The 12645-nt window shown below is 55.4% G+C and carries 12 protein-coding genes; 6 read left to right on the top strand and 6 right to left on the bottom strand.

Annotation, left to right across the window (positions count from 1 at the left end; all coding sequences use genetic code 11):
* Window positions 1–21 precede the first annotated feature (21 nt).
* Window positions 22–357, bottom strand: coding sequence for a universal stress protein UspB (gene uspB / locus AB6731_RS18340; RefSeq protein WP_003861224.1), 336 nt, complete (start codon window positions 355–357; stop codon window positions 22–24).
* Between the two features lie 283 nt (window positions 358–640).
* Here uspB and uspA point away from each other — a divergent pair, with 283 nt between their 5' ends.
* A complete protein-coding gene (uspA, locus tag AB6731_RS18335) occupies window positions 641–1078 on the top strand; it encodes a universal stress protein UspA (RefSeq protein ID WP_003861223.1) in 438 nt (145 codons plus the stop codon).
* Window positions 1079–1164: 86 nt separating this feature from the next.
* Here the strand turns inward: uspA and rsmJ are convergent, their stop codons facing one another.
* Together rsmJ and prlC are read right to left on the bottom strand one after the other, a co-directional pair.
* Window positions 1165–1926: a 16S rRNA (guanine(1516)-N(2))-methyltransferase RsmJ gene (gene rsmJ, locus AB6731_RS18330; RefSeq protein WP_025202814.1), complete on the bottom strand. Its 762-nt coding sequence runs from the start codon at window positions 1924–1926 to the stop codon at window positions 1165–1167.
* Window positions 1927–1933: 7 nt separating this feature from the next.
* Window positions 1934–3976: an oligopeptidase A gene (gene prlC, locus AB6731_RS18325; RefSeq protein ID WP_025202813.1), complete on the bottom strand. Its 2043-nt coding sequence runs from the start codon at window positions 3974–3976 to the stop codon at window positions 1934–1936.
* A gap of 214 nt (window positions 3977–4190) precedes the next feature.
* Between prlC and AB6731_RS18320 the strand changes: the two genes are divergently transcribed.
* The 3 genes from AB6731_RS18320 to AB6731_RS18310 all read left to right on the top strand — a co-directional run bounded on the left by AB6731_RS18320 (window position 4191) and on the right by AB6731_RS18310 (window position 8378).
* Window positions 4191–5033: a 23S rRNA (adenine(2030)-N(6))-methyltransferase RlmJ gene (locus AB6731_RS18320; protein WP_020884500.1), complete on the top strand. Its 843-nt coding sequence runs from the start codon at window positions 4191–4193 to the stop codon at window positions 5031–5033.
* Between the two features lie 71 nt (window positions 5034–5104).
* The gene (gorA, locus tag AB6731_RS18315; protein ID WP_014172073.1) at window positions 5105–6457 is read left to right on the top strand and encodes a glutathione-disulfide reductase; all 1353 of its coding nucleotides are present in this window, start codon (window positions 5105–5107) and stop codon (window positions 6455–6457) included.
* Between the two features lie 271 nt (window positions 6458–6728).
* A complete protein-coding gene (locus AB6731_RS18310) occupies window positions 6729–8378 on the top strand; it encodes an alpha,alpha-trehalase (protein ID WP_149376922.1) in 1650 nt (549 codons plus the stop codon).
* 61 nt (window positions 8379–8439) lie between these two features.
* Here AB6731_RS18310 and AB6731_RS18305 read toward each other — a convergent pair whose 3' ends face one another.
* Window positions 8440–10029 carry an STY4199 family HEPN domain-containing protein gene (locus AB6731_RS18305; protein ID WP_032679187.1) on the bottom strand — a complete coding sequence of 530 codons (1590 nt, stop codon included), beginning with the start codon at window positions 10027–10029 and terminating at the stop codon, window positions 8440–8442.
* 148 nt (window positions 10030–10177) lie between these two features.
* Here AB6731_RS18305 and AB6731_RS18300 point away from each other — a divergent pair, with 148 nt between their 5' ends.
* A complete protein-coding gene (locus tag AB6731_RS18300) occupies window positions 10178–10717 on the top strand; it encodes a GNAT family N-acetyltransferase (RefSeq protein ID WP_032679188.1) in 540 nt (179 codons plus the stop codon).
* A 71-nt stretch (window positions 10718–10788) separates the two neighbouring features.
* The gene (locus AB6731_RS18295; RefSeq protein ID WP_020884495.1) at window positions 10789–11127 is read left to right on the top strand and encodes a lysozyme; all 339 of its coding nucleotides are present in this window, start codon (window positions 10789–10791) and stop codon (window positions 11125–11127) included.
* On the opposite strand, the gene AB6731_RS18290 is transcribed toward AB6731_RS18295, so the two are convergent.
* A complete protein-coding gene (locus AB6731_RS18290) occupies window positions 11106–11708 on the bottom strand; it encodes a response regulator transcription factor (RefSeq protein WP_020884494.1) in 603 nt (200 codons plus the stop codon). The two genes, AB6731_RS18295 and AB6731_RS18290, sit on opposite strands and share 22 nt — an antisense overlap.
* 173 nt (window positions 11709–11881) lie before the next feature.
* Window positions 11882–12640 (bottom strand): SDR family NAD(P)-dependent oxidoreductase, encoded by a 759-nt coding sequence (locus tag AB6731_RS18285; protein WP_371006640.1) that lies wholly within the window; start codon window positions 12638–12640, stop codon window positions 11882–11884.
* Window positions 12641–12645 lie beyond the last annotated feature (5 nt).

The following is a 12645-nucleotide window of genomic DNA, read 5'->3' as shown; positions in this document are numbered from 1 at the left end:
ACTGACCCGCTTTTTTTATGCTCAGTGCCAAATCATCAAGGCAATCATGCTGACCACAACCAGACCACACAGGGCGCTGGTTAAAATGAACTGACGGCGAAGACGCTCGCAACGGCGAATAAACTCTTCATCGTGGTGATCGCGATAGCGCTGGTAATAGATATACCCTACCAGACGCATCTGCTTGCTGGGCTGTCCGTGCGAGGTGAAGAACCCTCCACCGTCCACATACTGATAAAGCAACGGATCGCAACCACGAAGTACCACTAACAGCGCACGTAACGATGAGAAGTAGCGCGCCATATTCACTATGCAAACCACGCATAACGCCCAAAACAATGCGACGGTGCTAATCATACATCCTCCCCGGCGTACGCCCACGAAGCAAGGCCTCTGAGCTACCGCACTCCAGTGCCCTGACAGACAGTTCAGTGAAAGAATGAACAAAAGTCGATCCGGTTCGCGTTTTAATATCCGAACGGCTCATTAAATAGTGTAGGAGATCCGTTAATTTTTTTGCCACAAGGTTAATCGTTATCAACACCAAAGCTTGAAAAATATGTTTTACTGGGCCGTAATGAAAGCATCAGACGACGGCTTTTCCATTTAGTCATCGATAACTTAAGGAAGGAGTAACACTATGGCTTACAAACACATTCTCATCGCGGTAGACCTCTCTCCGGAGAGTAAAGTGCTGGTTGATAAAGCGGTATCCATGGCACGCCCTTACAACGCGAAAGTTTCTCTTATCCACGTTGATGTGAATTACTCCGACCTCTATACCGGTCTGATTGACGTCAATCTCGGTGATATGCAGAAACGCATCTCTGAAGAGACACACCACGCCCTGAGCGAACTGTCCACCAACGCGGGCTACCCTATCACCGAAACCTTAAGCGGCAGCGGCGATCTGGGTCAGGTGCTGGTTGATGCGATTAAGAAATACGATATGGACCTGGTCGTTTGTGGTCACCACCAGGACTTCTGGAGCAAGCTGATGTCTTCAGCGCGTCAGCTGATTAACACCGTTCATGTGGATATGCTGATTGTTCCACTGCGTGACGAAGAAGACGAGTAAGTCTGCTTTCCCTCTCCCAAAGGGAGAGGGAACCGTTCGAGCCTTTTTCCAGCGCGGGTTGGGGTGACAGCATCAAACTGCACACCCTAACCTTCCTGTTCCGGCGTCCCCGAATAAATATCAAACCGGTGCCCTTTGGTAACCACCGCATTGGCCGTGGCCACGTCCGCCAGCGGCGGCGCATAGTCCGGGCGTTTCACCACCACGCGCTTCGTGGCTAGCTGACGAGCAGGCGCCAGCAAACCATCCGCGTCTAAATCCGGTCCGACCAGCGACTGGAACACCCGCATCTCTTTCTTCACCAGCGCGCTTTTCTGCTTATGCGGGAACATCGGGTCGAGGTAGACCACCTGCGGACGCGGAGTGATATCGGTCAGCGCCGTCAGGCTGGAGGCGTGAATCAACTGCAAGCGCGCCTGCAGCCATGGTCCAATCTCCGGGTCGGCATAGCCGCGCGTCAGCCCGTCGTCGAGCAGCGCGGCCACGACCGGATTGCGCTCCAGCATCCGCACGTGACACCCTACCGAGGCCAGGACAAACGCATCGCGCCCTAAACCCGCCGTGGCATCCACCACATCCGGAAGATAGCTTCCTTTGACGCCAACCGCTTTGGCAACCGCTTCACCGCGACCGCCGCCGAACTTGCGCCGGTGCGCCATAGCGCCCCCCACAAAATCGACAAATATCCCGCCGAGCCTGGGTTCGTCACGCTTACGTAATTCCAGATGCGCCGGCGTCATCACCAGCGCCATCAGGTTTTCATCATCATGCTCCAGGCCCCAGCGGGCGGCCAGAACAGATAAGGCGCCGTCTCCGGCGCCTGTTTCATCGACTAAACAGATCTTCACGTAACGGTTAGCCTTTAATTCCGTAGTGCTCAAGCATCGCATCCAGCTGCGGCTCGCGGCCACGGAAGCGTTTGAACAGCACCATTGGCTCTTCAGAACCGCCGCGCGTCAGGATGTTATCAAGGAACGACTGGCCGGTTTCACGGTTGAAAATGCCCTCTTCTTCAAAGCGAGAGAACGCATCCGCCGCCAGTACGTCGGCCCACAGGTAGCTGTAATAGCCTGCCGCATAGCCACCCGCGAAGATATGGCTGAACGCGTGCGGGAAGCGGCCCCAGGTTGGCCCTGGAATAACGGCGACCTGCTTTTTAATCTCGGCCAGCGTCTCGAGGATTTTCGCCCCCTGCTCCGGACTAAACTCGGCGTGCAGACGGAAGTCGAACAGGCCGAACTCCAGCTGGCGCAGGATAAACATCGCCGCCTGGTAGTTTTTCGCCGCCAGCATTTTATCCAGCAGTTCTTTCGGCAGCGGTTCGCCGGTTTCGTAATGGCCGGAGATGAACGCCAGCGCGTCCGGCTCCCAGCACCAGTTTTCCATAAACTGGCTTGGCAGTTCGACCGCATCCCATGGCACACCGCTGATACCGGCAACGCCTGCGGTTTCGATACGGGTCAGCATATGGTGCAGGCCGTGGCCGAACTCGTGGAACAGGGTAATCACTTCGTCATGGGTAAACAGCGCAGGCTTGCCATTCACCGGACGGTTAAAGTTACAGGTCAGGTACGCCACCGGCTTCTGCAGGGAGCCGTCCGCTTTACGCATCTGCCCGACGCAATCATCCATCCATGCACCGCCGCGTTTGTTCTCGCGAGCGTACAGATCCAGGTAGAAGCTCCCGCGCAGCTCGTTCTTCTCGTCATACAGTTCGAAGAAGCGCACGTCCGGATGCCAGACGTCGATGTCGGTACGTTCTTTGGCGGTGATCCCGTAAATGCGTTTAACCACTTCAAACAGACCGTTAACGGCTTTGTTTTCCGGGAAGTAAGGGCGCAGCTGCTCATCGCTGATGCTGTAAAGGTGCTGTTTCTGTTTTTCACTGTACCAGGCGATATCCCACGGCTGCAGCTCGTCGACACCGTATTCCGCTTTCGCGAAGGCGCGCAGCTGTGCCAGCTCTCTCTCGCCCTGCGGACGCGCACGTTTCGCCAGGTCAGTCAGGAAATCGAGGACCTGCTGTGGATTTTCCGCCATTTTGGTGGCGAGGGATTTGGAGGCGTAGCTCTCAAAGCCCAGCAGCTGTGCCAGCTCGTGACGCAGCGCGAGGATTTCAGCCATCACCGGGCTGTTATCCCACTTACCGGCATTCGGGCCCTGATCGGAAGCGCGGGTGCTGTACGCACGGTACATCTCCTCGCGCAGCGCCTGATTGTCGCAGTAGGTCATGACCGGCAGGTAGCTCGGGATGTCCAGGGTTAAGAGGAAGCCTTCCTGCTCTTTAGCTTCGGCCTGCGCTTTCGCCGCCGCCAGCGCGCTTTCCGGCATACCGGCCAGCTCGGCTTCGTCGGTAATCAGCTTCGTCCAGCCCATGGTCGCGTCCAGCACGTTGTTGCTGTACTGGTTACCCAGCTCAGACAGACGGGCCGCAATTTCACCGTAACGGGTCTGTTTCTCTTTCGGCAAACCAATGCCGGAGAGTTCGAAATCACGCAGAGCGTTATCGACCGATTTTTTCTGCGCGGTATTGAGTTCGGCATAGTGGTCGCCATCGCGCAGGTCGCGATAGGCTTTGTACAGCCCCTCGTGTTGACCAACCCAGGTGCTGTACTCAGAGAGCAACGGCAGGGTTTGTTCATACGCTTCACGGAGTTCCGGGCTGTTTTTCACTGAATTCAGATGGCTTACCGGGGAGAAGAGGCGTCCCAGCACGTCATCCACTTCGGCCAGCGGCTGACACAGATTTTCCCAGGTGTACGGGGCGCCCTGCGCCACCACGCTTTCTACCGCCGCTCGGCAGTTGTCCAGCGCCTGTGTTACGGCTGGAACCACATGCTCAGGGAGGATTTTAGAAAACGGTGGCAACGAAAAAGGCGTCAGTAATGGATTGGTCATAAACGCTGTCCTGTTGAATAAGATGAATGAAGCGCGCATCCGGCGCTGTGCATATGCGATCTAGAATGGGGATAAGTGTAGAGGATTTCAATGCCAGACGTTGCGCTTTCGCGGCAGGATAAACTTTTCTGTATACTGTGGCGATACGCTCTATTTTTGCCCGATGGCGCTACGCTTATCAGGCCTACGTTTACTACCTGGAACACAATCATTCATGCTCAGTTATCGCCACAGCTTTCACGCAGGCAACCACGCCGACGTCCTTAAACACACCGTTCAGAGCCTGATCATTGAATCACTTAAAGAGAAAGATAAACCGTTTCTCTATCTGGACACCCACGCGGGCGCGGGACGTTATCAGCTGAGCGGCGAACATGCCGAGCGCACCGGAGAATACCTGGAAGGGATCGCCCGCATCTGGCAGCAGGACGACCTGCCGGCAGAGCTGGAGCCCTACATTGGTGTGGTGAATCATTTTAACCGCAACGGCCAGCTGCGCTACTACCCTGGCTCGCCGTTGATTGCCCGCCAGCTGCTGCGCGAGCAGGACAGCCTTCAGCTGACCGAGCTGCACCCAAGCGACTTCCCGCTGCTGCGTTCTGAATTCCAGAAAGACAGCCGCGCCCGTGTGGAAAAGGCGGATGGCTACCAGCAGTTGAAGGCCAAACTGCCGCCGGTATCCCGTCGCGGTCTGGTGCTGATCGACCCGCCTTATGAGATCAAAACCGATTATCAGGCGGTAGTGAGCGGTATTAACGACGGCTACAAACGTTTTGCGACGGGCACCTATGCCCTGTGGTATCCGGTGGTGCTGCGTGCGCAAATTAAACGCATGATCAAAGATCTGGAAGCGACCGGTATCCGCAAAATTCTGCAAATTGAACTGGCCGTGCGCCCGGACAGCGACCAGCGCGGCATGACCGCTTCCGGCATGATTGTGATCAACCCGCCATGGAAGCTCGAAGCGCAGATGAACAACGTGCTGCCGTGGCTGCACAAGACGCTGGTGCCGGCCGGAACGGGCCATGCCACCGTCAGTTGGATCGTGCCTGAGTAATCGCAGTCATCGGTGGAAACTATTGATTTCAGGTATACAATCGCGGCAATTCACGATTAAGGATAAAAGCTATGACTAAGCATTATGACTACATCGCAATCGGCGGCGGCAGCGGCGGCATCGCCTCCATCAACCGCGCGGCCATGTATGGCCAGAAATGTGCGCTGATCGAAGCCAAAGCGCTGGGCGGCACCTGCGTCAACGTGGGTTGTGTACCGAAGAAAGTGATGTGGCATGCGGCCCAAATCCGTGAAGCAATCCATATGTATGGCCCGGATTACGGCTTTGACACCACCATCAATAACTTTGACTGGAACAAGCTGATCGCCAGCCGTACTGCCTATATCGACCGTATTCATACCTCGTACGACAATGTGCTGGGCAAGAACAACGTCGATGTTATTCATGGTTTTGCGCGCTTTGTTGATGCGAAGACGATCGACGTTAACGGTGAGACGATCACTGCCGATCACATCCTGATCGCGACCGGCGGGCGTCCGAGCCACCCGGATATTCCCGGTGTGGAATACGGTATCGACTCCGACGGTTTCTTCGAGCTGCCTGCTCTGCCAGAACGTGTTGCCGTGGTGGGCGCGGGATACATCGCCGTAGAACTGGCCGGTGTGATTAATGGCCTGGGCGCAGAAACGCACCTGTTCGTGCGTAAACACGCGCCGCTGCGCAACTTTGACCCGCTGATCGTCGATACGCTGGTCGAAGTGATGAATACCGAAGGCCCAACGCTGCACACCCACGCCGTGCCAAAAGCGGTTGTGAAAAATGCAGACGGTAGCCTGACGCTTGAGCTGGAAGATGGCCGTAGCCAGACCGTGGATTGCCTGATCTGGGCGATTGGTCGTGAACCGGCTAACGACAACTTCAACCTGGCGGCGACGGGCGTTAAAACCGATGAGAAAGGGTATATCGTTGTCGATAAATTCCAGAACACCAGCGTTCCGGGCATTTATGCGGTGGGCGATAACACCGGTGCGGTCGAACTGACGCCGGTTGCGGTTGCCGCGGGCCGTCGCCTCTCTGAGCGTCTGTTTAACAACAAACCGGAAGAGCATCTGGACTACAGTAACATTCCGACCGTGGTCTTCAGCCACCCGCCAATCGGCACAGTGGGCTTAACAGAACCCCAGGCGCGCGAGCAGTATGGCGACGACCAGGTGAAAGTGTATAAATCCGCGTTCACCGCGATGTATACCGCCGTCACCTCTCACCGTCAGCCATGCCGCATGAAGCTGGTCTGCGTGGGTCCGGAAGAGAAGATTGTCGGTATCCACGGCATTGGCTTTGGCATGGACGAGATCCTGCAGGGCTTCGCCGTGGCGTTGAAAATGGGTGCCACCAAGAAAGACTTCGATAACACCGTTGCGATCCACCCGACAGCGGCCGAAGAATTTGTCACCATGCGTTAAGCAAAATGCCCCTCTGCGGAGGGGCGTTTGTTTCAGACATAAATCGTTGCACAACGAATGCTCTGAATTATTTGCCCCATAAATCTTTCTAAAAATCCCTTTTATCCTTTATTTTTCAGCCAATTACTGTTTTAACTCCGCAAATACCCCGCGCTTAAAAACGTGATCAACCGCACATTTCCCTCAGCCAACACCGAAGCGAATGTCTACGCTTATAAGACGCCCGGAAAAAACTGTTATTTTGAACACACAACCGGAGGTCCTTATCGCCATGTTCAACCAGAAACTACAGGCTGCCGAGAACATCGAGTTCGAGATTGCAGAAGAGCTGCGCTACGAGACCGATCCCTGCGAGTTAAAACTGGATGAAATGATTGAGGCGGAGCCGGAACCCGAAATGATTGAGGGGCTACCCGCCTCTGATGCTCTGACGCCCGCCGATCGCTATCTGGAACTGTTCGAGCACGTGCAGTCGACACGGCTGTTTGCGGACAGCAAAACCTTCCCCGACTGTGCCCCGAAGATGGATCCTCTAGATATTCTGATCCGCTATCGCAAGGTCAGGCGCCACCGGGATTTCGACCTGCGCCGGTTCGTGGAGAACCACTTCTGGCTGCCAGAGACCTATACCACGGAATATGTCTCCGACCCCGGCCTGTCGCTAAAAGAGCACATTGACAGCCTGTGGCCCGTGCTGACGCGCGAGCCGCAGGACCACATCCCCTGGTCCTCTCTGCTGGCGCTGCCGCAGGCCTATATCGTGCCCGGCGGGCGTTTTAGTGAGACCTATTACTGGGATTCCTACTTCTCTATGCTGGGTCTGGCAGAGAGCGGACGTAACGATCTGCTGAAATGTATGGCGGATAACTTCGCGTGGTTGATTGAACGCTACGGCCATATCCCGAACGGTAACCGTACCTATTATCTCAGCCGCTCCCAGCCGCCGGTATTTGCCCTGATGGTGGAGCTGTTTGAAGAGGATGGTGTGCGCGGTGCAAAGCGCTACCTTGAACACCTCAAAATGGAGCATGCCTTCTGGATGGACGGGGCGGAATCGCTGCTGCTTAATCAGGCCTATCGCAGTGCGGTGCGTATGCCGGATGGCTCGCTGTTAAACCGCTACTGGGACGACCGTGACACGCCGCGCGATGAATCATGGATTGAGGATGTGGAAACCGCCCGTCACTCTGGCCGTCCGCCGAATGAGGTTTATCGCGATTTGCGCGCAGGTGCGGCCTCCGGCTGGGATTACTCCTCGCGCTGGCTGCGGGAGCCTGGCCGACTTGCCAGCATCCGCACCACGCAGTTTATCCCTATCGATTTGAACGCGTTCCTGTTCAAACTGGAAAGCGCGATCGCCAATATTTCGGCATCGAAAGGGGATAAAGAGACCGCGGAACTGTTCCGCCAGAAAGCCAGCGATCGCCGCGCCGCGGTGAACCGGTATCTGTGGGATGACGAGAATGGCTGTTACCGCGACTACGACTGGCGCCGCGAGGTCATGGCGCTGTTCTCAGCGGCGAGCATTGTGCCGCTGTACGTTGGCATGGCGACCCACGAGCAGGCTGAACGCTTGTCTGATGCGGTAAAAGCACGTCTGCTGACGCCGGGCGGGATTCTGGCCACCGAGTACGAGACCGGCGAGCAGTGGGATAAACCCAACGGCTGGGCACCGCTGCAGTGGATGGCGATTCAGGGCTTCAAACAGTACGGCAATGACTCGCTGGGCGATGAGATTGCCTGGAGCTGGCTGCAGACGGTGAATCATTTCTATAAAGCCCACCATAAGGTGATTGAGAAATATCACATCGCCAGCAGTACGCCGCGCGAAGGGGGCGGGGGTGAGTACCCGCTGCAGGATGGCTTCGGCTGGACTAACGGCGTGGTACGGCGGTTGATTGGGTTGTATGGGGAGCCGTGACCTTCTGCGGTCTGATGCCCGTATTCCATCCCTCTCCTCCCGGGAGAGGGAGAAGACAGGATTAACGAATCACTTCATAAATGGCGGTCTGGATGGACTGCCATTTTTTTGTGGTGGCATCCGGCTGTGATTGTGCCCGACGCGTCGCCAAATCCAGATCATGCTGCTGGCGCTTCACCACGGCAGGCACGGTGCAAAACGCCTTCAGATACTGTTTACGCATTGACGTCAGGGACTCGCCATTCGACATGGCATGGCTGAGCGTGTTGATAAAGCGCCGGCACGGCTTCTGTTCCACCATGTTCTGTCGGTAGCGCAACATCAGCTCCAGAACGTCGTCATAGTCAGCCGACATCGCCTCTTCCGTCCAGGAGAGCTTCCAGTCCATCCCTCCCTGCAAAAACAGCAGTGCCACCCGGGTATCATTGCGGTTAATCGCCGAGCGGAAATTATTCTCGTCCCAGGTCACGCCCATGCGCGACAGCGTCTCGCGCGAGGAGGGGGTTTCGCGCATCTCCTGAGGCTGGGCCGTTTCTGCAACGTTCCCGGCTGCAGGCTGGGGTTTACTGCTGGTTACCAGCCAGAAGCCGCCCGCCACAATGGCAATCACCATCACGCCAACCGCCCCCCATAACGCGCCGGAAATAAGCTGCTCACGCTGTTCTGGCGTGCGCGGTGCGCGCTGGGTCGGTTTTTCAATCGTGTCACGAACCTCAAAGAGATCCCCGCCGGTCACACGATCCATTTTCTGCGCCTTTTCCCAGAAAGCATGCAGCTCGCTGGCATCCACCGCCATCAGTCCGGCCGGGTTGACGCGGGTTCTCCCCTCTTCAAAAGCACGTTGAACCGGTCGGGTGATCTGCGTGTAGTAGTTATCCAGCAGCTGGATTTGCGCCGAACTTAACGCTTTCTGCACGGTAATATTGTTGCGGATTTGCCGAATATCATCGAGGAAGGTTTGCAGGGTTTTCCGCGGTTCCACCATCAGCGTGAGCATTGACGGATCGCTAAACAGCGAGGCGTAGTAGCGGCTGAACTCTTTTTTATCCACCAGCATCTGTGCCAGCTCACTGAACATCATGCCACTCAGCACATCATTGATGTCACCAAGCTTCAGCCAGCGCCGCACGCGGTCCGCGTTAAACAGGGTTTTAAGATGGTTATTCAGCCGCACCTGATCGGGCCAGGCCTGCTGGATGAGCCCTTTTATCATCAACTCAATCGTACGCACCTGCTTGTGCGCCTGTTGCTGCTGGAGTTCACTGCCAGGCGCCACTTCGGTGCTGTAGGTCAGAAGAGGCTGTTGCAAACGAAGGTGCTCCAGCGTAGTCACAAACCGCATCGCGGCAATCAGCTGGTTTTCACTGACATCCTGACCGCTTTCGTACTGAGGAACACGCTGCTGAAGCAGACGCAATTGCAGCGTGAATTCGGACATCTCCGCGTCATTCAAATTGAGCGTCTTCGCAACCGCATTCCAGCCCCCCAGGCCTAAACGCGCGCTGTCCAGTTGTTCCAGAAACCAGCGTGGATCTTTTCCCTCAGAAACATGTACATTCAGGAGAAGTAAAATTTCAACCGAGGCCTGGCGAATAACCGCCAGACAGTGTTCGAACTGTTCGCGGATAGGGTGTGCTGTGCTGAGAGTCATTGTTTTCCTTAAGCGACAACGAAGACAACCAGAATGGGCCCGTAATGGCCGTTTTTCTTTTTATTTATACGAGGTTAACCATACCTGACTTTCTGTTGAAATAAAGTGACACCACGAAAATCATTTTAAATGTTTCAGGAGAATCTGAATGCCTGTCTTAACGACATCGCGTCTTATCTGTTCACCGCTGCAAGACCATGACTGGCCCTTTTTCCTGGCGTTGCAGCACGACCCCGAGGTGATGCGTTTTGTCGCGGAAGATCGCCCCGTGGAGGCGATCCGCGAGGCGTTCGAATCTCGTCTGACGCCCTGGACGCCGGGCAGCGCGCACTGGCTTTGCCTCGTTGTGCGTGACGCCACCTCCGGCGTACCGCTCGGCGTCACCGGTTATATTCATCGCGATGACGATTGCGCGGAAGTGGGTTTTCTTTTTGCACCTGCGGCCCAGGGGAAAGGCTACGGCTTCGAATCGCTGCAGGCGCTGTGCGGTTACGCCTTTCATCAGGGCGGCATACGCCGCCTCACCGCCACCGTCACGGCGGGGAATATCGCCTCCAGACGCCTGCTGGAAAAAACGGGCTTTCGTCTGGAAGGTGAGTTACGCGAGAGTTATTACCTTGGCGGACAATGGCATAATGACTGGCTGTTCGGTTTATTGAAGCAGGAATATCTCAGCAATTATTCCTGACCTATAGCCATTTGGCGGATATTTCGCGTGTGTCGTTTCCTCTACAATATTGCCATTAAGAGGAAACGAATATGAAAGGTCATGCGCTGAAGATATCTTCTGCCGCCATTGCGTTAATAAAAAAACACCAGGGGCTTTCTCTGGAGAAATATCGTGATGAAAACGGTTTATGGGTTATTGGCTATGGCCATGTTATTCGCCAGGGCGAATGTTTTCAGCGTCTTATCACGCCGCTACAGGCTGAATATTTACTTTACGATGATATTCAGCTGTGCGAAACGCTGCTGCGGGAAAAATTTAAACGCCCGTTAACCCAACAGCAGCACGACGCGCTGGTGTTGATGATGCTCAGTTTCGGTGAGACGACCTCACTACCGACCGCAATTCTTCAGGCCGTCGCCCGGGTATAGTACATCGCGGCCTGGGTTCTGTTTTTCACCTCCAGGCGGCGGAAAAGCGCTTCCAGGTGCGCTTTCACCGTGGCGGCGCTGATGTTGAGATTACGCCCGATCTCTTTATTGGACTCCCCCGCCGCCAGTAACTTCAGGACTTCGCGCTGGCGTTCGCTTAAGGATAATAACGCCTGCGGCGCCGACGGTTGCCTCACCCACTCACCGGGGAAGCACACCATTCCTCGGGAGACCGAATCCAGCACCGCGGAAAAGCGCTCCGGGTGCGCATTGCGGGGAACAATGGCCATCACGTTTCGCTGCAGCAATTGTTCAACCCATCGGGCCTCTTTTTTAGCCAGAACCATTACCACGCGTATCGTCGGAAAACGCTGCATGATCGCTTCCAGCCAGGCGATCCCCTCATCCTCAATTAAATTCCCGTCAATCATGACGATAGCAGAGGGTGACGCTGAAATTTGCGCCCGTATATCTTCTGCCTGACAGCTTCCCGTAATATTTATTTCCGGAATTAATTTCTGAAGACTGTGTATCGCTCCGTGAATAAACAGGGACTGCCTGTCAAACATAATTACCCGCATCGTTTTTCTCCCTCTGAGAGTTGCGAAGGGAGATTCTACAGAGGCATTATTTAAGAAAAAACTCAATGAACGGAGACGTTACAAATCCACCAGTGTTATTTATATCTCCCAGTATCTGGACACATTCAATTTGAGGATTTCCTTAAGAGGTTCCTTCCCCTTAAGCGAAGGCATCACAGGAACATACCGCCTGACACTTCAATACGTTGCGCATTCATCCAGCCCAGTTTATCGCTGAGCAGCGCCGCAATGGCATCACCGATATCATCCGGCAGCCCTACGCGCCCGAGCGCCGTCTGCGTTGCCAGCATCTGGTTAAGCTGCGCGTTGTCACGCACGCGTCCGCCGCCAAAGTCGGTTTCTATCGCACCGGGAGCAATGATATTGACGGAGATACCGCGCGCGCCCAGCTCTTTCGCCTGGTAGCGGGTCAGCACTTCCATCGCCCCTTTCATTGCCGCATAGGTGCCGGAACCGGGTTGCGTAAAACGGGCCAGCCCGCTGGAGACGTTCAGGATCCGCCCACCGTCGTTCAGCAAGGGAAGCAAACGCTGCGTCAGGAAAAAAGGCCCTTTGAAATGGATATTCAGCGCCTCATCAAACTGGGCTTCCGTTGTCTCGGCATAGGGCGCGTACAAGCCCGTCCCGGCGTTGTTTAATAAATAATCAAAGGTTTCACGCTGCCATACGGTCTTAAGGATTTCCTGAAGTTGAGCGGCAAAAAGGTCGAAACTGGCAACATCTCCGACGTTGAGCTGCAATGCGGCCGCGTTAACGCCCTTTTGCTGAATTTCGTGCACAACATCCAGCGCGTCCTGTTGGCTTCGGTTATAGGTCAGGATAATTCCCGTTCCGTCTGCTGCCAGCTTTAAGGCCGCGTTTTTACCCAGACCACGGCTACCACCTGTGACTAATGCAATACGTTCAGACATAAGAA

The sequence above is a fragment of the Enterobacter sp. RCC_40 genome (assembly GCF_041360735.1).
In the GTDB taxonomy this organism is placed as follows: domain Bacteria; phylum Pseudomonadota; class Gammaproteobacteria; order Enterobacterales; family Enterobacteriaceae; genus Enterobacter; species Enterobacter ludwigii.
The sequence above is the reverse complement of the archived record's forward strand: the minus strand, read 5'-3'. Positions and strand labels throughout refer to the sequence as shown.

What these genes read in the sequence shown, in the direction of transcription:
- AB6731_RS18285 (WP_371006640.1), bottom strand. Translation starts at nt 12,640, where the DNA reads ATGTCTGAACGTATTGCATTAGTCACAGGTGGTAGCCGTGGTCTGGGT.
- AB6731_RS18320 (WP_020884500.1), top strand. Translation starts at nt 4,191, where the DNA reads ATGCTCAGTTATCGCCACAGCTTTCACGCAGGCAACCACGCCGACGTC.
- prlC (WP_025202813.1), bottom strand. Translation starts at nt 3,976, where the DNA reads ATGACCAATCCATTACTGACGCCTTTTTCGTTGCCACCGTTTTCTAAA.
- gorA (WP_014172073.1), top strand. Translation starts at nt 5,105, where the DNA reads ATGACTAAGCATTATGACTACATCGCAATCGGCGGCGGCAGCGGCGGC.
- AB6731_RS18295 (WP_020884495.1), top strand. Translation starts at nt 10,789, where the DNA reads ATGAAAGGTCATGCGCTGAAGATATCTTCTGCCGCCATTGCGTTAATA.
- AB6731_RS18300 (WP_032679188.1), top strand. Translation starts at nt 10,178, where the DNA reads ATGCCTGTCTTAACGACATCGCGTCTTATCTGTTCACCGCTGCAAGAC.
- uspB (WP_003861224.1), bottom strand. Translation starts at nt 357, where the DNA reads ATGATTAGCACCGTCGCATTGTTTTGGGCGTTATGCGTGGTTTGCATA.
- AB6731_RS18290 (WP_020884494.1), bottom strand. Translation starts at nt 11,708, where the DNA reads ATGCGGGTAATTATGTTTGACAGGCAGTCCCTGTTTATTCACGGAGCG.
- AB6731_RS18310 (WP_149376922.1), top strand. Translation starts at nt 6,729, where the DNA reads ATGTTCAACCAGAAACTACAGGCTGCCGAGAACATCGAGTTCGAGATT.
- AB6731_RS18305 (WP_032679187.1), bottom strand. Translation starts at nt 10,029, where the DNA reads ATGACTCTCAGCACAGCACACCCTATCCGCGAACAGTTCGAACACTGT.
- uspA (WP_003861223.1), top strand. Translation starts at nt 641, where the DNA reads ATGGCTTACAAACACATTCTCATCGCGGTAGACCTCTCTCCGGAGAGT.